This is a genomic window from Myxococcus guangdongensis, assembly GCF_024198255.1.
GTDB lineage: Bacteria > Myxococcota > Myxococcia > Myxococcales > Myxococcaceae > Myxococcus > Myxococcus guangdongensis.
Genome location: NZ_JAJVKW010000028.1, coordinates 15,828 through 36,688 on the forward strand (window position 1 = coordinate 15,828; position 20,861 = coordinate 36,688).

Below are 20,861 nucleotides of genomic sequence, written 5' to 3' on the forward strand. Positions count from 1 at the left end.
GGAAGTCACTGGCGACGGCGGGGAGGAAGGGCCGGCTCCTCCTGGTGGAGCACAGGCGCGGGCGGAGCCACCTGGACGAACCAGCGGCCCAGTTCGCGCAGCCCGGCCAGCCCCAACACCGCGACGAGCGCGCCCACCACCCATAGAGCCCCGGCGATGCGCGACGCGCGGTGCTCGCCGCCCGTCATGCGCGCGGACAAGTCGGGAATGGACTTCACCAGCGCGTCCTGGGCGACGTGCCGCGCGTCCTGCACGTCGAGCCGCTCCTCCAGCTTGTCCATGCGCTCGTTGAGCCGCTCGACGAGCTTGGGCACCGCCTCGACGACGGACTTCTGCTCGGTGACACGCCTGTCGACGCTGTCCACGCGCTCGTCCACCCGGCGCACGTGCTCTTCAATCCGCCGCACCTGCTCCGCCGTTGCCATGCGCTCGGCCAGGGCGCGCAGCTCCTCGCGCATGGACTCGATGAGGCGGTGCGTGTCGATGGCGTACTTCTCGGACGTGCGTTTCGCCTCGTCAGCGCGCGCGGCAACGGCCTCCAGCTTCTCGCCATGCCGGGCGAAGTCCTCTCGGAGGCTGGGGCGGGGGGAGGCGGCGGGGGACATAGCCGGTATCGTCCGTGCTGACGAGGACGCATTCCGGCGTCGGCACGGCACGTGCTCCCCACCTGCTTCGCGCCCGCGGGCCTGACCATCCTGGTGTTCTGCGCGCCGCTCCACACTCAACTCTCCGCCCAGGGCGAGGGCGTCACCGGCGTCGTTCTGGTGTCGCTCTGGGGCGTCAGCTACGTGGGAACGGTCCTCTTCCTCTGTGACGCTGGTGGCGTCCTCATCGAACTGGCGCGTGGTCGCGGACGTTCCCGCTCGCCTTGCTCGCCACGGAGACGGGCGCATTGGGCAAGCTCGTGCCGCTCGGCATGGCGGGTCTGTCCTGCGAATCCCCAGTGTGCGGGCTCATCCAACACACAGTGCGGCACTCGTGCTCGGGAGGAGGGTGGGCATGGACGCGTGGCTGATGCTCGCCCACTGAGCACGGCCATCACCCCGCGAGGAGGGGCAGGCGGCTGACGCGCGGGAGGTAACCCTGCGGCGCTGTCCGCTGTTGGATTCGACCTGGCCCCACTGGAGGACTGCCCTGCTCAATCGTCTGAGTCGTCACCAGTTCCCATGGTGATTGACGGGCGGAGCCACAGGGGGCGCATGAGGGAGGTCAAAGACGAGTCCGTGCAGGTGCCATCGGCGACGCGGCCTTCTCGCCTGCCGGGCTTCCACCGGCGCAGCATGGAGGAGCGCTGGCGAGAGCTGGCGCTGCGCGGAGACCTCATGCCCGAGGAACTGCGCGTGCTATGCGCGGTGGACGCGCCTTGCCTCGACGTCGTCAACCAGATGATCGAGAACGCCGTCGGCGTGTTCGCTCTACCCATGGGCCTGGGGCTGAACCTCACCGTTAACGGGCGCGACCACCGGGTGCCCATGGTCGTGGAGGATCCGTCCGTCATCGCCGCGGTGTCCCTCGCCTCCAAGCTGGTGCGCGAGGCGGGCGGGTTCCTGGCCGAGACGAACACGTCGATGATGATTGGCCAGGTGCAGCTCACCCGCTACGGCGCCCCCGAGAGAGAGCGCGCCCGACTGCTCACGGCCCGGGTTCAGCTCCTCGCGCTCGCCAACAGCATCCCCCCCGCGATTGAGCGACGCGGCGCAGGCGTGGCGCTGTCGGCGCAGGTGTCACGCGACGTGGACTGGCACGGCCGGAGTTACAGGTTGGGTTCGTCGGCGGCCCTGGGCGGCCCCCTGCCCGAGCGGACGGGCGTGTCGTCGCAGATGACGGAGGCGTCGATGGCACCACCCCTCCACCTGCTCCAGCGTGCTCGCCAGGACGGCCCGCAGCGGCGGACCGGCGGAGCGCAGCAACGATACGGCGGCGCGCGGACGGACGTAGTGCTGTTGTCCGGGTCGCAACGTCATCAGCGAATGGCCAACGATGCACAGGTACTCACGTGCGAGCACGGTCATGCGCGAATCCTCAGAGGACAGCAAACTCATGGCGGCCCGGGCACTTCGCGGACTGCTATCCCAGTAGCGAATGAGCCCCAGTCGCAGCGCCTGCATGCCCTCGTCCTGTCCCGCACAGGCGGAGTAGAGCGACGAGGCGAGCGCGACCCGGGTGCGCTGAGCAGGACGACGCACACGTGCGTATTGCTCCAGCGCGCGAGGCATGTCTCTGGGGTGGCAGCGCAGCGCATCCTGGAGCGCTCGTGCATCCTGAAAGCAAGACGTCATGCCGCTGCCGGACAGTGGATGGCAGCAGGACGCGGCGTCGCCCACCAGCACGGCGCTCCCCTTCCACACCCTCTCCGAGAGCCGGGCATCATTGGAGGCCATCCGCAGAGTCGAAGTCGCCTCCAGCGCCCGGCGAATCTCGGCAACCAGCGCGGGAGGCAGCGTGGCCAGCAACTCAGGGCGTTCCTTCAGGGTCTGGGAGGTAGTGCCCAGAGGGAGGTCCACCATCACCCTCGCCACCCCCGGCTGGATGGCATAGGCCAGCGCGTACAGCGGACCTCCGACGAACTTGTGTCCATGCTCGGGGCGCGGCAGACAGGCGCTGTCCACACAGAGCCCCAGCATGGTGGAGATTCGGGTGTAACTCTCGGAGATACCCAGCATCCGTCTCACGGGCGACGCGCGTCCATCCGAGGCCACCAGCAACCGGGCGCGCACCTCTTGGATGACGCCGTCGTGCTGGAAGCGCAGCCGGACGCCGCGCTCGTCGTTGTGTTCCACCGAAGTCACCCGAGCCCCAGCCAGGAGCGTGACGCCCGGCTTTCGGACGACGGCTTCCAGCAGCGGTGCGGCGAGAGCGACGTGCTCAAGCGACAGGCCCGTGGTGCCGTCCTTGTACGGCAGGACGACGACTCGGGCTGGCGACGCATAGAAAATCGCGAAGCCTCGCACCGGACGCGACAGCCAGGCGTCGATGACCTCGCTGAAGCCCAACTCCCGCAGCGCGTGTACGCCGGTGGGGTGCAGCAATTCCCCCGAGAGTTGTTTGTGTCGGTCCACGCCCGCATCCACCAGCAGGACGGACTGTCCCAACTGGGCGAGCGCCGCCGCCGCGGCACATCCCGCGGGGCCGCCCCCCACCACCACCACGTCGAAATCCCACGGACCGTCCATGACGCAACAACTGCGCATGGGCCAGACCCAATGCACAGGAGAAGTCATGGTTGCCCATGAAGAGTCGTTCTGCCGAGCGGTACTCCCCCGAGTCTCCAGGACGTTCGCACTGAACATCCCCTTGTTGCCCGCCCCCCTGGACCTCGCCGTCACGGTGGCCTATCTGCTCCTACGCGTCGCGGACACGCTGGAGGATGAAATCCACTTAGCCCGTCAAGAGGAGTTGTTCGACGCGCTCGCGGACCTGGTGCGGCTCGAGCCGGGCTGGGAGTCCCGCGCTCAATCCTTCGCTCATCTAGTGGGAGGCGAGTTTCGGGCCGGCGCTCCCGAAGCGGAGGTTGAGCTCGTCGAGAGGACCGTCTGGGTGCTGAAGACCCTGGCCTCGCTCCCCTCGTGGGCCCATCCTCCTATCGCCCGCTGCGTGCGCGTCATGACGGTTGGAATGAAGCAGGTTCAGCGACAGCACGGCGGCGGCAAGCCGGTGATGGGGTTGCCCGACCTACAGACGATGCTCGCCTACTGCTACTTCGCGGCGGGTGTGGTGGGCGAGATGCTAACGGAACTCTTCATCGCCTACTCCCCCGCCATCAACGCAACTCGACGCGGCCAGCTACAGAGTCAGTCCATCGCATTCGGTGAGGCCTTGCAGCTCACCAACATGCTCAAGGACGTGCGCGAGGACATGGAGCAGGGACGCTGCTGGCTGCCGCTGGACAGGATGGCGCGCCATGGACTGAAGACCTCCACGCTGACGCTCCCCAGCCACCGCGAACAGGCCATGGCGCTGCACTCGGAGTTGATGGTGGTGGCTCGGCGGGCACAGCAAGAGGCGCTCGAGTATGTGCTCGCACTCCCCGCCGAGGAGCCGAAGCTCCGGCTGTTCTGCTTGTACCCCCTGTTCTTCTCGGTGAAGACGCTCCGCCTCATCGACAACAACCCCGGGGTGTTCGATGTCCCCCCACTGAAGCTCAGCCGCGAGGAGGTGTTCGAACTCGTGCAGCTCCTGCACGCGCGAGTGGATTCAGACTCGGCGCTGCGGGCCCTCTTCGTGGAGTGCTCGCACGGCCCTCCGGAGGTGGAGGCGATGAGATGACGCGACAGGCCCGGGAGGTGCTGGTGCAGCCCCAGGAGGAGGACTCTCGGTTTCGTAGCGCACTACGCCGGCCTGCCTCCCGACGAAGGACAACAACCGGCGGCGCGTCCAGCAGACAGGGGCTGATGGAGGCACTCCAAGGACAATTCGCTTCAAGAGCCCCTGGCGCGCCCTCACACCGAACTCACACCATGCCGCCCAGCGCCGCGTCCTTGCCGATGGAGCGGAGGTAGTCGCGGAACATCTCCCACGTGTTGCCGGGGACGAGTCCGCGCGCGAAGGCGTTGACCTGCCACTCGCGCAGCAGTCCGTCCGCGCGCAGCAGTGGCCAGGGCCGGCCCGCCGCGGTGCGCGCCTCCAGCATGAGGCGCTCGAGCTCTCCCGCCGCTTCCAGGAAGGTGGCCGTCGGGTGGGCCACCAGCCAGTCGTAGGCCGCGGACTTCGCGGGGTAGCGCTCCTCCTGGGCCGCCAGCTCGAGCGCGGAGTACTTGCCCCAGTCGTCGGTGAGTCCCCCTCCCCCGGCCTGCAACACCTGCAGCTCGCCCTCCAACCCGGCGCGCTCCACCTGGAGAGCCTGGCCGACGCCAGCGAAGTGGCGCGAGGCCGAGGCGGCCGCGTCCTGCTGGCCGCGCACGCGCGCAAGCTGGCACGTCACGTCGCGCCGACGGGCCTCGATGGCGTTGCGCTGGTACACCTCTTCTGGGGTGAGGGGCGGCATGGGCAGTCTCCGGGGCGCTACTCGCGAGGCTTGGCGTTGTGCGACAGCAGTCCCTGCACGTTGTACGTGCGGGCGCCGTGGACGGTGAGGCGGACGACATCACCCTCCCCCTCCTCCTCGACGCCTAGGACGCGGCCGGGCCGTGAGCCGAGGAGGACGTCCCCGGTCCGCAGGGCGTTGAGCGCCGTCCACCCGGCGCCCTCCACGAAGAGGGGGTGGAGGCTGGAAGCGACGAGGCCGCGGCCGTCCTCCAGCAGCAGACGGTGTCGGCGCGCGCGCGCCCGCTGCACCGCCGCCACCTGGTAGGCGTCCAGCTTCAGCGACGCCTCGTGCTGGGTGAGGACGCGCATGCCGGGCTGCACCAACTCCGCCGGCAGCTCGCTCCCGTCGTCCATGAGGATGGGCTCCCACGGCGCGGGGCAGTAGCCGCCGCCGTCACTGCCGCCGCCACCGCCACCACCGTCCGGGGTGCCTGCGCCGACGGGGGAGGCGTACTGGCTGCCGAGGGCCGTGTTGCGGATGGTGACGGGGGTGAACCACTTCGCGGCGCTGGGCCCGTACGCGTTGACGATGGACACCAACAGGTACCAGACGGACGTCGTCGTCGAGGAGAGGGCCGTGACGGAGCCGGCGAACATGTACTGGAGGGACGCCCGCGCCTGGTTGTTGGCCGAGGACTCAGCAGCGTCCTGGTACACCCTGTCGGTGAGCGCGACGTGCAGCACCTGCTGGCGGTAGGCACTCCCGGCCGTCGGCCGCACCCACAACTCCACGCGTGCGTACCGCAGGCCGTCCAGGTTGTCGTCGAGGGACTGGGGCTGGAGGAAGAGCTGCCAGGTGGCCCAGGACAGCGTGGACGTGGTGATGTTGTCCGCGCACTCCACCCGCAGCCTGTCGATGTTGGGCGCGCCTCCGCGCACCGCCCCCTGGTTGTTGCCTCGGTAGAAGCAGCGGTTGCCGGGCCCCGGGCCGTCCAGGGTGACGAGCCCCTTGTAGAAGAGCGCCTCGAGCGGGTAGCGGCCCACCTGGAGATTCTGGCTCGCCACCTTCAGTGCCACGCCGACGTTGTCCAGCTTCGCGCCCGCCACGGGGATGCCGCTGCCGTCCTCCGCGTAGTTGGACGTCTGCAACGTGTTGGCCGACAGCAAGTCGAACGTCACCGAGCGCCGCAGGCTGAGGGCGTCCAGGTACACGGCCTTGCCCACGTCCGCGGCGACGACGGCGAGTTCCCAGACGAAGAGGACGCCGGTGCACCCAGCCGGGCACGCCCCCTTCACCTTGAAGCGCTGATAGCTGGTGGAGACGCCGTTGAGAGGCGTGGACGTGTTGGCGCCCGCGTAGTTGCCCGAGGCGTCCGTCCAGAAGAGGTAGAGTCCGCCGCCGTAGTTGCCGGAGAGGGGCGCGGACACCTTCACCCATGCGTCGGCGGAGAACTCGTCCCCGGCCGAGCACGGAATCCGCTTCGTCCACACCGCGGTGCGGTACCCGGGCGCGTTGAGGGGCACGCGCCGGCACCAGCGCCCCTCGCGCGCGTTGGCCAAGTCCTCCACCAGGAAGTCCCCCTCGGGCGACAGGCCCAGCGCCGCGGTGCCCGCCTCCGAGTAGCCGTTGGGCACCAGGTTGTCCGAGGGCGGCAGCAGCAGGTGCTGCGTGGCGATGGCGGCCGGCGCCACCTTCGGCGCCGTCACCGCCTCGGGGGCCAACAGCTTGCTGACGACGCTGCCGTCCGGAACGTTGGACAGCGTCTCCGTCGCCACGGTGACGGTGTCCGGGTCCGCGACGACGGCGCCACCCAGCACGCGCCAGCTCCCCTCGGCGCCGCTGGTGTAGCGCGTCTGCACCGCGGCCTGCACCGACACGGACGTCTTCGGCCGCAGCGTCACCACCACCCGGCGCTCCGTGGGCCCCACCCGCGCGGGCTCCACCAGGTACGAGTCGGTGTCGTTGGGGTCGTCCCCCGTGTAGACGACGACGGTGTAGCCCGCCAGCAGGTGCAGCGGGCGCTCCTCCGAGTGCCCCCACTCGATGGTGAGGTGCTTCGCCTTGACGATGCGCGGGCGCGGCTGCCCCGTCACGCCCTCGTCGTACACCCCTCCCAGGAATTCACTTTCACGCGAGCGCATGGCGTCCTTGTCAGGGCGGCGGCTCGTCCGACACCGTCATGGTGATGAAGGACGGCACCGTGGGCGTGGACACGACGGAGACGCTGGCCGCGTGGGTGGAGTAGTTGCCGGAGGAGTCCACCGCCTTGAGGCGCACGACGCTGACGCCGACGAAGGGCAGCGCCCACTCGAAGGAGGTGGCGCGCACCTTGGCGATGAGGGACGCCGTCTCCCAGCTGCCGCCGCCGTGGCGCAGCTCATACATGTCCCTGTCCAAGTCAGGGATTTCCACCCACCGGAGGGTGGCCGTGTTGCCGTTGAGAGCGTAGGCGAAGCCCGCCACGTCCGAGGGCGGAGCCGCCTTGCCCAGCACCGTGTACGCCGACTCCGCGAAGGAGGTGACGAAGCCGCCGCCCAGCACCGTGGCCACCTGGACCCGGTAGGGTCCCGGGGGGATGTCCTGAAGCTCCCAGTAGTGCGTCTCGACCCGCTCCTCGGAGCTCCAGTTGCCCTCGGACAGCCGCCAGCGCACCACGTAGGCGGTGGCCCCCGGGTGCTGTGTCCACCGCGCGTTGAGGGACACCTTCAGGCCGCCGTTGGTGGTCTTGTAGAGGCCCTCGCCCAGGGCCAGTCCCTGCGGCGGCGATGAGGAGGGCAGCGCGGAGGTGGGCAGGGTGTGCAGCTGCACACCCTGCTCGACGGCGGCGTACTTCCCAGGGTGGTGCGCCAGGGCCGTCACCTCGTACACGTGCGGCTCCACCTCGGCGACGGACAGCACGCGCCACGGGGTGGGCACCAAGTCATTCGCGGCCAACACCCAGACGGCCTGGGGCACGGGCGCGGCGGAGAACGGCGCCGCCAGCGTCAGCGCGCGGTACGGCGCGGGGGCCAGCGGCGCCACCGGGCGCTCCTCCACCTTGCCGTCCGGCAGCACCACGGAGAGGGAGTACGTGTGCCCCGCCTCGAGGTGGACGTCCGAGTCCAGCTCCACGCGCGAGTCCGAGGCCTCCACCACGCGGCCGCCCCAGCGCCGGCCCGCGCGCGTCGGGTCCGCCACCTTCACCACCGCGCCGGGGTTGCGCAGCGCGCCCTCCAGGCCGGTGCGGAACACCACCGTCTCCGTCTCCAGCCTCTCGGTGTGCAGCAGCCAGCGGCCCACGCGCTGGGCCTGCCCGCGCGAGGTGCAGCCCAGGGCCACCACGTCCGTGGGGTTGTAGCCGTAGTCGCGCAGCCCGTCCTCGTCCGCCACGTACTCCACCGCGGCCTTGTAGTGGTTGGCCGGGTCATTCCACGTTACGAGGGCGACGGTGTGGCGCGCACGGCGCGAGGTGCCCGAGTAGGTGAAGAGGCCGTCCACCACGTTGGCGGGGGTGAAGAGGTACTCCGCGTCGCGCGGCGCGTCCTGGGCCACGTACACCGCGCCGCTGGCCCAGTAGACGAGGCCGCGGAAGACGGAGGCCAGGTTGCTCACCACCTGGTACGCGTCCGCCTGCGTCTGGAGGTAGAGGTTGCACGTGAAGCGCGGCTCCTGCCCACCCTTCCCGTCCGGCACCAGCTCGTCGCAGTACCGGGCCACCGTGTAGAGGCCCCACTTGTCCACCTGGGACTCGTCCAGGTAGCGGCCCAGCCCGTAGCGCTTCGTCGTCAGCAAGTCGTAGAGGCACCAGGCCGGGTTGTCCGTCCACGCCACGTGGAAGGTGCCGTCCCACGTACCCGAGTACGCGCGCGTCTGCGGGTTGTAGTTGCTGGGCACCCGCACCTTCAGGCCGCGAATACGGTAGCTGCGAGCCGGCACGCTGCCGAATTGCTTCGCGGACACCTGGAGGGCCACCAACGCGGTGTTGGGGAAGCTCAGCTTCTCGTCCAGCACGGTGGTGTACGACTTCCAGAGGGTGCGGTTCTGCAGGGCCACTGTGTTCGCGTCGGGCGTCGTGCGGCGCACGCGGATGTCCCACGGCGGGCTGCCGTAGAGCTCAATCCGGTACGCCCTCTCGTAGGGGCTGGTGCATTTCCCGCGGATGACGCCCGCGCCCTGCAGGTCCTGCTCCACCCAACCGCCGCCATTCGACTGCACGTCGACGGCGAGCCTGACGGTGAAGGGCTGCAAGTCACCCGTCTCCGGGTGCTGGTACGTCAGCTGCGGCACCTGCACAGTGACGCGCACCGCGTCCACCTCCGCGTCCCGCACCGTGCGGATAGCGGGGCTGCCCTCCTTCACCTCCACGTTGACGGAGAACTCCGCCTCGGCCGCGCTGAAGCCAGGGATGTACTCCTGCCCCTGCGTCCCCGGCACGTCGTACGCGGTGACGTCGCGGAAGTTGGGGGAGTCGTTGGGGTTCACCACCGGGACGCCGTCCAGGTAGACGCCCTTCAGCCCTCCCTGCAACCCTTCGATTTCTCCCTCGCAGATGACGTCCAGCACGCGCGCGTACGCGGTGGACACCAGCGAGTCCACCGCCTCAGTGGGCGTGCGCTGCGCCCCCGAGCCGCCCTTCCCGCCCGACTCGCCACCCGCTCCGCGGAGCGCGCCCCTCTCAGGGGACATTGGGCACCTCGTGCGGCTCCTCGGGGTCCGCTCGCTTCACGTTGTGGGAGAGGACGCCGAGCGTCTGGTAGGTGTGCGCGCCGGCCACGGTGAGGAGCACCACGGGGCCGCGCCCCGCGTCCTCCACCCTCGCCACCACCCCGGGCTTCTCCCCCACCAGCCGTGCCCCCGGCTCAAGGTGACGCAGCTCCACCCAGGCCGCCTCGGTGCGCACCCGGTGGTTGTACGTGGCCACCAGCTCGCGCCCGTCCTCCAGCACCATGCGCCGGCAGTCCGCCTCCAGCGTCGCGGCCCGGGTGACGGGGTAGTCGCCCCATGCCAGCGTCACCTCGTCCTGGGTGCGCACCCACGCGCCCACGCGCAACTCGCCCGCCGGCACCTCGCGCCCGTCCGAGAGGAGAATGGGCACCCACGGCGCCGGGCACCCGCCGCCCACCGCGCCCTGCCCCCCGGGCCCCGTCTGGCCGCCCGCGGGCCCACCGAAGCCGCCACCCACGCTCCAGTCGGTGATGATGCCGGCGGACACCACGCAGCTGCCCACCACCATCTCCCCGTAGCAGAGGGGCACCGGGTGGCCCTGGGCCAGCGTATTCACCGGGCCGTTGAAGACGTAGGACGGCTGGTGCTCCGGCTTCTCCACCGGGCCCGTCGCGCGGGGCGGGCCGAAGAGGAGCTGCGCGGCGCCGCCCACCATGAGGCTGCTGCCCAGGGCGATGAGTTGCCCGCCCGCCGTGCCGTAGTCGTAGACGGAGAGCACCGCACCGCCAGCGATGAGGACAGCGCCCAGCACCACCTGGAGGACGCCCGCCTGCTTCGCGCCCGCGAGGGCCGGGAGGATGGTGATGCGCTCCCCCTTGGCGACGCCCAGCTCCTGTGCGCCGACGTCCCGCTCGCCTACAAGGACGTGGAAGCCGGGCGCGCTGTTCTCCGCGAGGTAGCGGCCGAAGCCCTCGCACACCGCGCACAGCGCGCGCACCGCCTCCGCGGGCGAGGGCACGCCCAGTTCCAGCATCCACTCACGCCCGAAGCGCGCCCCCAGGGGCCCGCCGAGCACCACCGTCGTCAGCATAGGCTGCGGTGTCGGACGACTCGGCGGGTGATGCGCTCCCAGAAGCCCGAATACGTCTCCCTCCTCGACAGCGAAGCCTGGAGGTGGTGGAGGACGACGTCCGCCCCCAGGTAGACACCCGCGTGGTTGGGCACCGGCGCGCGCAGTTGCATGAGGAGGACGTCGTGCTCGCGCAGTGGAGCACCCGTCACGTCCACGAAGCCCGCGCGCTCGTACCCCTCCAGGTAGAGGTTGCCGCCCTTGAGCCACCAGTCATCGGGCCGCTCGAAGTCTGGGAGCGCGAGCCCCATCACGTCCGCGTAGTAGTCGCGGATGAGGGCAAAGCAGTCGAGGACGCCGTGGCTGAAGGGCCGGCCCACCAGGGGCGCCCGGTAGCCGCTCGGCACCAGCACCTGCCAGTGCCCCACAGGCACGTTGACGATGAGCCAGGGCAGGCCCCAGCGCTCGCACATGACCCGGTCCGCCTCGCTCGGATCAGGGGAAGCGTTGGGGTGGGAGTGGACAACGGCCACCACCTCCCCTTCTGCTTCCGCCTGAGCGAAGTCCTCGGGCGCCAGGTGGAAGTGCGCTTGGCCCTCGGCGAGGTTCCGGCACGGCCGGTACACCAACTTCCCCGTGGTGCGAACGATGAGCCCGCATGACTCACGGGGCATCTCTGCCTGAGCGTGCCAAAGGGCGACATCAACCAGCAACTGAGGAATGACGAAAGACAGCATGAGTCTGCATCCGGAATCGAGAGAGAACTGAGAGGCACGAAGGGAAGCCACTCAATCCAAGTCTTCGCCCGATGGATGGACAACGTCCGTTGGCGCAGGGGCCACCAACGTGCAGAACTAGTATCCCGAACGCCCAGGCGACATCTGCACACATTTCACCCCTTGCAGTTTTTGCCTACGCTTGTTGGCGCTCCAGGGTCTCAGCTCAACAGACGTCGCGACTTCGCTTTGGTGAGATTCTCTATGACGACACCAATCACTCCACCAATCACTCCACCAATCAGTCCATTAGTCACTGCCATCATCCAGGCGTTGACATCCCGCAAGGTCCCGATCACCTCCGTAGCTCTCATTGTTGCTGCCCTCGCAGTCATCAATCCAGCCACCCCCGACAACACAAAGAACGTCGCCATCGGCGCCGGCTTCGGGTTCTCTCTTTTCGTTGCATACATGTTCCTCAAGTTCGGACTCTCCAAAATCCCAGAATACCAGCGAGGCTCAGTGCTAATAGGAGTCCTCATCATCCTGTCTCTAACATTCGTCTCCACCGTCTATGCCATGGGTGTCGCAATCCACAACCAAATCCAAGAGAAGGCCAAGGAAAGCGCCGTCACGGATGACGAGATTCCAGAGACACCATCGGGCAACAAGGTAACGAAGCACGAATACGCAGTTCGCCCTGTTCCAGTCATCGAGCCGCCTCCACCCCCCAAAAAAGCCATACGTCCTTCCCCTGTGTTTCCTCCCAAACCTCCCACCGAGGCCAGTCCCAAGAAGTCGGATGTAGTCCTCGCAGTGGCGCCACCTGCACCAGACTCCGGTCCCGAGGAGAAACCGACTCCCCCAGTTCGACCACGCAAACCACCACGCATAACCGTTGCGGGCTGCTCGCTGCTGGAGACGTCGTTCGGCGGGGATGTTGGTAAGCGATGCAAGGCCGTCTGCCTGTCAGACAAGGGCAGGCTGTGCTCGCCCTCAGAGCTAGGAAGTCTGATCCCGAATTACGTCAGGGGCATGCCCGAAAGCACCCAGGATGCCCTCTTCCAAATCTGGCACGACAGCGCAGAGTATAATTGCGGCAATTGGAGCCACAGCAGTCCGGAGGAATATGGCACAACTTCAATCCTGCGCATATCTGCAACAGACCCCAATAATTACCCAACATGGCGACTCATACCCACCGCCCCTGTTCCGTGCAACTCAATGATGGGTGCCGGATGCTGTGTCGACATTGAACACCCAGACGACGAGGAGTCAGAATAGTTTCCGTCATGCTGAGGGCAAGCCGCTCGGCATATCTGCCTAGGCATCAGCGCGTCGAGAGGCAACGCCCCCCTCGCGAATTGCTTGGCAAGCATTAACGCAACAGGCCGACTCCAGGCTCCCCGTACGGAAGAACCGACGTCGCCCCGAATCGGGTCTTGCAACTCGCGAGGCGCTTCCCACACCTGTCCTGGGCCGGGTCTGCCGTCGGCGTGTCGTCCGCCTTCGCCACGGGCGGGCCCTCGTAGCCGCACCCGCGCCCAGGTGCTACCAGCCGCAAGTCAGCCCATGGGCCACGCACCAGCCGCGATCACCACGAGGCCATCCGGCTCGCGAGGTAAGCCCGTCTGCGGACACTCAAAGGCTGCTGTGGCAACTTCCCGGGGCAAATCCGACAAGGCGGCGAGCAGCATCCAAGATCTCCGGAAGGAGGCGGATGAGGTGCGCCCCCTTCCGGCTATCGCCCATTGAATGGACTCGTCCCGAGTCCGTATTGTTGGGACTCGGACTGGCGTTATTGTCTCTCGCTCAATTGGCTTGTATTGGGTCCGTGCAGGGGCCACCGGAACCGCTGAAGCAACTCGCCTGGGTGCAAGTACCCGTGCAACCCTCCCCGCAATCGAAATCAGAGCAGAACACTCCATCATAGACACAGCCATGGCTCGAACAAGCACGCCCTGTGCAACTCCGCGTGCAGGTTGTGCTGAGGGAGTGAACCTGCCCTGTGTCATCGACCACCGTAACCTTACCAGTCGATACCTGCTTCTCGCTGGAGAGCAGCACAGTCGTAGCTTCGCCTTTCTGCACGATCCGAGTGCCAGGCCGTGTCATCAACTCCTTGACCTCTGGCGGCGACACGTCCCTCTTCTCGCATGTCGCCGTTTGCGGAGCCTGCGTTGATGTCGCGGACTCCTCAGCACCAGCCGAGACACCAAGAAACAGCACTGCGAGAATCACTGATCTCGAAATCATCGACACGCCTCCTGTAAGTCCCGGATCAAAGCAATCAAGAATAAGCAGACTATAGAGGGCATACCGTCTTCCGCCAAATCGACTTGAGCCCCTTGGGGGCTTTCCGCCCTCAACGTAGCAATCCAACACCCGGGAAGCCTCCGTAGGGCAAGACTGCTGTTGCTCCGAACCGCACCTTGCAGCTCGCGAGGCGCTTCCCGCATCTGTCCTGGACCGGGTCCACCGTCGACGTGTCGTCGGACTTCGCCACTGGCGGACCTGCGTACCCACACCCCTCACCGCGGTACTGCCACCCGCACATCTGGGTGATGACGCGCAGGGGGATTCGCACACCCTCGAGGTCGCACTTGGCCGCGAGGGTGAACTCGAGGAGGTGCTTGTTCTCCGTCGTCTTCGCGTCCACCGCGAACTCGTCATCGGGGAATCCCTCGGAGGGGCTCGCGGTGGGGTTGACGCCGCCGGGGAAGTTCACCGCGTCCAGGTAGCGCGCGAAGGTGCGCTTGCGGATGACGCGCGCGCCGAGCAGGTCGTTCGTGTCGCGCGCCAGGGCCCCCAGAGTGCCGAGGAGGTTGGCCATGGTGAGGGTCGGCCGGGGCAGGCGCCCGGTGCCCGACTTCTCGAAGCCACGGGCCTGCACGGGCCAGGGCTGGTACGACGCCCCCTGCCACACCACGGGCCCGCCCAGGCCGTTGGTGCCCGCGTGGAAGTAGCTGATGCCGCCCCCTGGGAGTCCGCTCGCGTCCAGGATGAAGAGTTCCACCAGGGCGCCGGGCGCCAGCTTCTGGATGTCCTCGGCGATGCTCACCGGCAGCCCCGGGAGCTCGGCGTCGAAGCCAGGGCAGCAGCGAGAAGGAGTCCCACGACAGGGGCAAGGAGGTTCATGCCCCCTGTCTTCATTGCAGACGGGGACTGCGTCCGCTCACCCCACCTGCGAAAGCTGCGCGTCTGCGGCCGGGCGAGCAGCAGCCAGCGCCGCGTCGGCAGCCCGACGGGTGTTCGCCTCGATGGCCACGTTGCACAGCGCCGACTGCGCCTGGAGCTGGAGCGCGAAGGCGCGACTTCGCGCCATGGACACGCCAATGATGGCCAGGACGACTCCTCCAACCACAGCCAGGATGGGCCCCGAATCCTTCCCGCCGGTGACGAATCCAATGAGTGCGCCGAAGGCGAAACCAGCGAAGGCACTGCGCACGACGAGTCCCTTCGCTTGTGCGTAGAGTGCCTCGGCGTGCGCCTGGATGATGTTCGGGTCGTACTGGACAGCCATGGACTTCCCCCAAGGGTTGAGCGCTGCTCTCGCAGGCCGGCGCGGACCCTCTCATTACGAGGAGCGCCAGGTAAGAGAGGCAACCACCACCCACCCGGGGCGGGGAATACCACCTGAGAGGTATTCCGCATGGGCAGCCTCTACCCAGCCACCTCATGGAACTCGGTGCTGACGTCGTGCGCGTTGAAGCCCTTCACGGTGGTGGACCAGGACTCGCAGACGACGCGGAGCACGCGCGCTCCCGCGCCGGAGAAGGTGAGCGCCGCGCCTGCCGTTGGGGGAACGGAGAAGGTGACGAGCCCCGAGGAGGAGAGCACGTAGTCCGCCCCGGCGGCGAGCGGCGCCCCGTCCAGGAAGAGGACCAGAGGGACACCCCACCCCGTCGCCGGCACGAGTTCCGCAGCACCAGGCGCGAGCGGCCGCTCGAGCAGGAACTGCGTGCGCGCCCCGTCCCCCGTGCCGAAGCGGAACCCGGTGACAGCCCATGCGCTCGTGGGCGCGGCGAACTCGAAGGGCAGCGCTCCTCGGTGGGCGATGAGGAACGCATCGATGGCGTCGGCCTCCGCCTTCCTCCGAGTGTTGAACTGGATCGCCCAGCGCTGGAGGATGGCACGAAGGCCGTCCTCCGCGCGCTGGGCGTATCCGTCACCGAACTGGGCCTTCAGGATGCGGGGCTGTGCCTGCTGCTGCGCGCCGTAGTCTGGCGTGAAAGGGAAGCGCTCCATAATGGACATTAAGGAGCCGTCTGAGGACGCCCTCCGCATTGCTCCTCTGGATTTACTCGTCCAGAGACCATGACGGCAAGTGGCGAAGCCACAGCGCTTGCATCATCCGAGCAAGAGGTGGGGCACCTACGGAAACACCCAGCCGTCGAGTCACCGCGGGCAGAGAGGCGGCAACTGACTAACGGTGCTAGCGACTCGGCCGATAATGACAAGACCTTGTGCTACCGAATGACGCAACACACCGGAAATGGAGTCCTTCTTGGAAATAAGGAGAGTAGTCGTGCTGTCGATCTCAGCAGCAAGCCGGGCAACTGCTGAAAAAATATCCTCGAAGTCACTCCCAGAAGTGACGACAGGCAGAATGGCGTTCAGGCGGATGGCATCCAGATGGGCTGACAGCAGACTACTGAGCGCCTCCTCAGGCAAGACAGGGCGTCCTTCATTGATCGCATTCAAAGAAAGCTCGAAAGCCGCACCCGCACTGTCAACAACCCTTGTCATTGCCGCAATGGCCAAGCCATCTCCTGAGGTCCGATTCACACAGGACTGAGCCTTTGCGACAGAAGGGGCCACAACCAGGGAGAGGGCAAAGAGTGCAGCGGGAAGCCAGTGCATACCGTTTTTCATGGAATCATCCTCCACGGGAAACCAGGACATGCTACACGTCCTCCGGCGACTGTTTGGCATGGCTCCACCAACACGCAAGTCACGCAAACCGTCGGTTCCCCTCACTGGGTGAATCCAGATCCGGAGAACTCAGGCATTATGAATGTCACGGGGACTGGTGTGAACTGTACTTTCGTCCACCCCACTACACACGCACAAATGAGTCCAGGCTGCAATTCACCGCGGACGAGACTGAATCAACTCAAGCCGAAACGGCAATTGCCCCGCAGTTGGCCCCGCATGCACTGGCAGCGCTAATTCTCTTGGAGTGGGGGGGCGGCCTGGCTCTATGCGACGCCATCGCTCTCGCGGCCACTCAGCATGCCACTAACAACTCCTAACAAATACCAGGGTAGCGGCGTCGTAGGCGCATGGCGCAGCCGCCGAGGACGAGAAAGCCGAAGTGGACATCATCCGCACTCGTCACGGATGCGAAGGTGGCGCAGATGGTTCTTCCAAGCCAGCGTGCGCTCCTCAACCCAGCGGTAGCATCCGAGCCTTTCCTTGGACTCAACGCCAGGACGCGCGACGCAGGGGCAATGCTTCGCAAGAGAATCCCACTCCTGTTCTACCTGGAGGCGTAGGTCTTGTCGGCGTGGAGTTTCCCAGGCGAAGGTGCTGCCCCGAAGGCATCCGCACTGCGGGCACGGAGTCTACGAGAGGGAAGAGTTCGTGCGTGTCGTGGAAGTTGGCGGCTGTCACCGACTCGGTCAAAGGAGCGCCGTGGGCTTCTACGGAAAGATGCTGCTTGCTACCCGCCTTCGTTCTAGCCGTTGGGCTTGGCCCTGAGACGGCTCCCTTTTTGAGGCCCGCACAGACGAGGAGTCGGCCGCGCAGGCCCAATTCATCCAGCAACTGCTCCTGGGGCTTTGGCCACACGTCCGCGCGGGTCCATTCCTTCAGCCTGCGCAAGGATGTCATGCCCGACAGGCCGAACTGCTTGCAAGGCAGCATCTCCCATAAGATGCTGTTTCGTCGGACGAAGGCGATAGGCTCCAGTGCCGCCCGGCCATCTGCCGAAGGCGGCCCAGCTTCTTCTTGGGGCGCGGTGCAGGGTGAGCAGGGCCTCCACGCGATGCCAGACTGCGTCGGGGACGAGTTCGCGGGCCCTGCTCCTCAAGCTGGAGAAGGCCCTTGCCGCCGACCGGTCTGGTCCGCACTTGCGCTAAGCACTGTTGGAGGGACGGGATGCGATGGGCCCTATCGGACATCGCCGGTTTTGGCCGGTCAAGTGTACGCGCATCGACACGGACGCCCTGACCCGCGACCGGGAACAGCTCTGGGCCGAAGCTGTCGTGCGCTTCCATCAGGGCGAAACGTGGTGGCTGAGCAACGACGAAGCGGCGGGCGCTGAGCGGCACGCGGCCCTGCGCGCGGAGAACTACGGCGACAGCCGCAAAGAGGTCATCTTGCGGTGGCTGCTCGAAATGCCCTCCGAGAAGCGTCCGGCCGACGTGACGATCCTCCAGGTGGGCGTCGATGCGTTCTCGCTTGCCCCCGCACAGGTCGACCAGCGGATCTCGCGCGAAATCGCGTCGGCGTTGAAGGCGCTCCGCTTCGTGCGAGGTCAGCGGCGAATGGACGATGGCAGCCGCCCGCTCGTGTACGCGCTGCCCGACGAGCTGAAGCACGCGCCCGTCGAGAAGCGCGGCGAGCGGCGACCGCCACTGCAAGTCATCGCGATGGGTTCGTGAGCCGCTGTCTCAGCCGAAAAGGTGGGGCCTGCCCTCCAGTCGCAGACGCCAGACTGGAGGGTGAGGGGTGATGCGACGTACAATGCCCTGCTCGTAACCAAGTCATCGCCGGAGCCAAGACCACATGCCCTGAAGGGCAGCGTTATTGACTCCCAACAGGGTGAGATGCATTCTTCAATCACCTTCCGGCACCCTTCTCGCGAAGGGCTCTCCAGCAAACTCATCCCGAAATGGGTCAATCCATCCTGCCGCAGCCGGTTGGTGGACGGGTTTACCCACAAACCCGAGAGTACTTCATTATGAATCGCATGAACTGGTTGTTTGCCATTTCCTTCGCTTTGGCGTTCACGGCTACTCCGGCCCAAGCCCAGGAATGCGTGGACGCGAATAGCGCAGCGGGAACTGCTATCCAGGCAGCACAACGCGCAAGGATCGCAGCCATCGATGGCAATTTATACCTCTCAATCTTCAACAACACTCCAACGAATGGGGCCCTCCTCGACTTCAGTATTAAAGTCAGCGAGGAAGTTCTTGCTTATTCCGAGATGACAGCGGCGATGGTGCCCACGATTGGCACCAGCCTGGGCTCCAAACTGGTAAAGATCCAGGGCAAATTTGACGATGTTATCGTATCGAGTTCCAAGATCGCCAGTGGAGTTGTTTCTCCTACGGGTGGTGGCATCATCAAATATTATCAAACGTACAACAACATCATGGAGTCCACGGGAGCCATGATGTCGCTTGTAAGCGAGCTTCCTCCGTTCTGTAATTGATGGCTCAAGCGCGCTGTCCAGTCCTCGCGGTCAATGAAATCTCGCCCAGGTGTATACGAGCGCTCGCGTATCCCTTGGCATTCAAAGCTTGACCAGGGACTGGCCGCGTCGCCCGACTGAACCATCCCCAGAAACCGCACGCATTTACAGCCCCTAACGAAAGTCGAGGATGGGCTGGTCGCAGGGAAGAACCATCTCCAGGTTGAAGGGCATGGTCCGCGAACTCGTCCCTGACGCCTTCTGGCAGCGAGTGGCTCCCTTGCTGCCTCCGCCTCGTCCCAAGAAGAAGCTAGGGCGTCCTCGAGCGGACGACAGAGCGGCGCTGGAAGCCATCGTCTTCGTGCTCCGCAGTGGAATTCCCTGGGAGATGCTGCCCCGCAAGCAGTTCGGCCTATCGGGCATGACGGCCTGGCGCCGGCTTGAGGAATGGACCCGGGCTGGGGTGTGGGAGCGTCTCCAGGAGCGGTTGCTCGACGAACTGGGGTTGCGCGGCAAGGTCGACTTCTCCCGGGCCTCCATCGACTCCTCGTCCGTCCGGGCGTCAAAAAGGGGGCCCTCACAGGCCCAAACCCGACGGATAGAGCGAAGGCGGGTAGCAAGCATCATCTTCTCGTAGACGCCCACGGCCTGCCGCTCACTGAATCCGTGACTGCAGCCAATGTGCACGACACCCACGAACTCTTCCCGCTCCTCGACTCCGTGCCCGCGGTGAGGATGCCGTCGGGCCAGCGCCGGCTCCGTCCTGGGAAGCTGCATGGTGACAAGGCCTACGCATCGAGGAGGAACCGGCGTGGCCTGCGCCTGCGCGGCATCGCTCCTCGCATTGCGCGTCCGGGCGTTGAATCCAAGGAGCGACTGGGGCGCTACCGCTGGGTAGTGGAGCGCACCTTGGCCTGGAAGAACCAGCTCCGCCGACTTCGAGTCCGCGACGAACGCAGGGACGACGTCCACTTCGGCTTCCTCGTCCTCGGCTGCTGCATCATGCTGCTGCGCCGTCTCTGCTCTGACATTTGTTAGGGGCTGTAAGCATGTCCAGGGCGATCCACCCTGCGAGCATCCTGATGACCTCGGAGCGCCCTTCTTCCGTGACTGCGGGCTGAAACCCCTGCCCGCAGCATCCCCCGCAGCAATGCTCTCGCGGGAGTGGGCCGGGTGAAGAATCTGAATACGCCGACAGCGAGCAAGGCGTTGCCCCCGCCGACACAGGTAGTAGCTCAACCTTGAACGGAGTTCGTACCCTCCACCTCCCGTTCCGAAGTGGAACGTCTTGACAATCTATGCGCTCGCGGGCTCGGCGAATTCGAAGGGCAGCACTCCCCGATAGACGACGAGGAGCGTTTCAGAGAGCCTCGCCTTGCGCTGTGCATTGAACTGGAGCGCCCAGCGCTGGAGAGTGGCATGAAGGCCGTCCTCCGCGCGCTGGGCATACCCGTCACCGAACTGCGCCTTCAGAATTCGTGGCTGTGCCTGCTGCTGCGCGCCGTAGTCCGGCGTGAAGGGGAAGCGCTCCATCCCCGGTAGCGTCAGCGGCGACGCGGACGCCATCCATCAACCCGCGTGGAAGCGTCTCATCGACCCTGGGCTGGGCAGAGCATCCTCAAGGCGATCGTCTCCATCTGCACGTACGCCACTCGCGCCCGCATGTAGCGCGTCCTCGCCTCGGGACTGCCGTCCCGTCCCGCGACGGCCTGCTGCATTTCCCTCTCCACCGCCGCGAGTCCCTGCGCGAGCGCCACCCGCCTGCTCCAGTCGTCCATGAGCTGGCGGGTGAGCACAGAGCGTGCCGGACCTGACGAGCCTCCTTGTCCGCCCTGGCAGCGAATCATCTGGGTCCGCGCTAGCTAATGGGACAGATCCAGAGTCGATTGCACGCGCAGGATCTCGTGACACCGGTGGCAGAGCAGCAGGCGGTGACAGTGCTGCGGGGGGGGCACTCCGTCTGGTGGAGATCGCGGCATAAGGGCAAGTCTGAACACGCCGGCGGTGAAGGACAGGCATAGAAGGTGCCGTCGCACGTCACACCCGAGCCATTCGTCGCGGTGCAGGTCGTTGCCGTCACCGGGCAACTGACCGACCCCGTCGCGC

The 20,861-nt window shown here is 66.6% G+C and carries 19 protein-coding genes and 1 pseudogene; 6 read left to right on the forward strand and 14 right to left on the reverse strand.

Annotation, left to right across the window (positions count from 1 at the left end; translation table 11 throughout):
* Positions 1-5: 5 nt before the first annotated feature.
* Positions 6-605: a hypothetical protein gene (locus tag LXT21_RS43835; protein WP_254044229.1), complete on the reverse strand. Its 600-nt coding sequence runs from the start codon at positions 603-605 to the stop codon at positions 6-8.
* Positions 606-1,322: 717 nt separating this feature from the next.
* On the opposite strand from LXT21_RS43835, the pseudogene LXT21_RS43840 reads away from it, so the two are divergent.
* Positions 1,323-1,694, forward strand: a pseudogene (locus LXT21_RS43840) (hydroxymethylglutaryl-CoA reductase, degradative); the annotation flags it as partial.
* Between the two features lie 30 nt (positions 1,695-1,724).
* Here the strand turns inward: LXT21_RS43840 and LXT21_RS43845 are convergent.
* A complete protein-coding gene (locus LXT21_RS43845; protein ID WP_254044230.1) occupies positions 1,725-3,173 on the reverse strand; it encodes an FAD-dependent oxidoreductase in 1,449 nt (482 codons plus the stop codon).
* A 46-nt stretch (positions 3,174-3,219) separates the two neighbouring features.
* Between LXT21_RS43845 and LXT21_RS43850 the strand changes: the two genes are divergently transcribed.
* Positions 3,220-4,266 carry a phytoene/squalene synthase family protein gene (locus LXT21_RS43850; RefSeq protein WP_256572490.1) on the forward strand — a complete coding sequence of 349 codons (1,047 nt, stop codon included), beginning with the start codon at positions 3,220-3,222 and terminating at the stop codon, positions 4,264-4,266.
* Between the two features lie 184 nt (positions 4,267-4,450).
* Here the strand turns inward: LXT21_RS43850 and LXT21_RS43855 are convergent, their stop codons facing one another.
* Genes LXT21_RS43855 through LXT21_RS45090 form a run of 5 tightly spaced genes read right to left on the reverse strand, consistent with a single transcriptional unit; the run spans position 4,451 to position 11,416 of the window.
* Positions 4,451-4,984 carry a hypothetical protein gene (locus LXT21_RS43855; protein WP_254044232.1) on the reverse strand — a complete coding sequence of 178 codons (534 nt, stop codon included), beginning with the start codon at positions 4,982-4,984 and terminating at the stop codon, positions 4,451-4,453.
* A gap of 17 nt (positions 4,985-5,001) precedes the next feature.
* Complete coding sequence (locus LXT21_RS43860; protein WP_254044233.1) at positions 5,002-7,107, reverse strand: Hint domain-containing protein; 2,106 nt, start codon at positions 7,105-7,107, stop codon at positions 5,002-5,004.
* Between the two features lie 10 nt (positions 7,108-7,117).
* A complete protein-coding gene (locus tag LXT21_RS43865) occupies positions 7,118-9,631 on the reverse strand; it encodes a host specificity protein J (RefSeq protein WP_254044234.1) in 2,514 nt (837 codons plus the stop codon).
* Positions 9,621-10,700, reverse strand: coding sequence for a hypothetical protein (locus LXT21_RS43870; protein WP_254044235.1), 1,080 nt, complete (start codon positions 10,698-10,700; stop codon positions 9,621-9,623). The genes LXT21_RS43865 and LXT21_RS43870 overlap by 11 nt, the downstream gene beginning before the upstream one ends.
* A complete protein-coding gene (locus LXT21_RS45090) occupies positions 10,694-11,416 on the reverse strand; it encodes a C40 family peptidase (RefSeq protein ID WP_256572491.1) in 723 nt (240 codons plus the stop codon). Before LXT21_RS45090 ends, LXT21_RS43870 begins: the two co-directional genes overlap by 7 nt.
* A 243-nt stretch (positions 11,417-11,659) precedes the next feature.
* On the opposite strand from LXT21_RS45090, the gene LXT21_RS43880 reads away from it, so the two are divergent.
* Positions 11,660-12,679: a hypothetical protein gene (locus LXT21_RS43880; RefSeq protein ID WP_254044237.1), complete on the forward strand. Its 1,020-nt coding sequence runs from the start codon at positions 11,660-11,662 to the stop codon at positions 12,677-12,679.
* Between the two features lie 94 nt (positions 12,680-12,773).
* On the opposite strand, the gene LXT21_RS45735 is transcribed toward LXT21_RS43880, so the two are convergent.
* The 6 genes from LXT21_RS45735 to LXT21_RS45740 form a co-directional block, all read right to left on the reverse strand.
* Complete coding sequence (locus tag LXT21_RS45735) at positions 12,774-12,980, reverse strand: phage minor tail protein L (RefSeq protein WP_407667109.1); 207 nt, start codon at positions 12,978-12,980, stop codon at positions 12,774-12,776.
* Positions 12,981-13,760: 780 nt separating this feature from the next.
* Positions 13,761-14,456 (reverse strand): phage minor tail protein L, encoded by a 696-nt coding sequence (locus tag LXT21_RS43885; protein WP_254044238.1) that lies wholly within the window; start codon positions 14,454-14,456, stop codon positions 13,761-13,763.
* Positions 14,457-14,570: 114 nt separating this feature from the next.
* Complete coding sequence (locus tag LXT21_RS43890; protein ID WP_254044239.1) at positions 14,571-14,918, reverse strand: hypothetical protein; 348 nt, start codon at positions 14,916-14,918, stop codon at positions 14,571-14,573.
* 140 nt (positions 14,919-15,058) lie between these two features.
* Complete coding sequence (locus LXT21_RS43895; RefSeq protein ID WP_254044240.1) at positions 15,059-15,643, reverse strand: phage tail protein; 585 nt, start codon at positions 15,641-15,643, stop codon at positions 15,059-15,061.
* 150 nt (positions 15,644-15,793) lie between these two features.
* Positions 15,794-16,300, reverse strand: a complete 507-nt coding sequence (locus LXT21_RS43900) for a hypothetical protein (RefSeq protein WP_254044241.1) — start codon at positions 16,298-16,300, stop codon at positions 15,794-15,796.
* Between the two features lie 519 nt (positions 16,301-16,819).
* A complete protein-coding gene (locus LXT21_RS45740) occupies positions 16,820-17,386 on the reverse strand; it encodes a transposase (RefSeq protein ID WP_407667110.1) in 567 nt (188 codons plus the stop codon).
* Positions 17,387-17,502: 116 nt separating this feature from the next.
* On the opposite strand from LXT21_RS45740, the gene LXT21_RS43905 reads away from it, so the two are divergent.
* The 3 genes from LXT21_RS43905 (at position 17,503) to LXT21_RS43915 (ending at position 19,793) form a co-directional block, all read left to right on the forward strand.
* A complete protein-coding gene (locus LXT21_RS43905; protein ID WP_254044242.1) occupies positions 17,503-18,003 on the forward strand; it encodes a virulence-associated E family protein in 501 nt (166 codons plus the stop codon).
* Positions 18,004-18,233: 230 nt separating this feature from the next.
* A complete protein-coding gene (locus LXT21_RS43910; protein ID WP_254044243.1) occupies positions 18,234-18,776 on the forward strand; it encodes a hypothetical protein in 543 nt (180 codons plus the stop codon).
* Between the two features lie 211 nt (positions 18,777-18,987).
* Positions 18,988-19,793, forward strand: a protein-coding gene (locus tag LXT21_RS43915) for an IS5 family transposase (protein ID WP_254044246.1) whose coding sequence is annotated in 2 segments (ribosomal slippage) — positions 18,988-19,333 and positions 19,333-19,793 — 807 coding nt in all. Because the reading frame shifts where the segments join, the coding sequence is not laid out codon by codon here.
* 258 nt (positions 19,794-20,051) lie between these two features.
* On the opposite strand, the gene LXT21_RS43920 is transcribed toward LXT21_RS43915, so the two are convergent.
* A complete protein-coding gene (locus LXT21_RS43920; protein WP_254044244.1) occupies positions 20,052-20,321 on the reverse strand; it encodes a phage tail protein in 270 nt (89 codons plus the stop codon).
* Positions 20,322-20,861 lie beyond the last annotated feature (540 nt).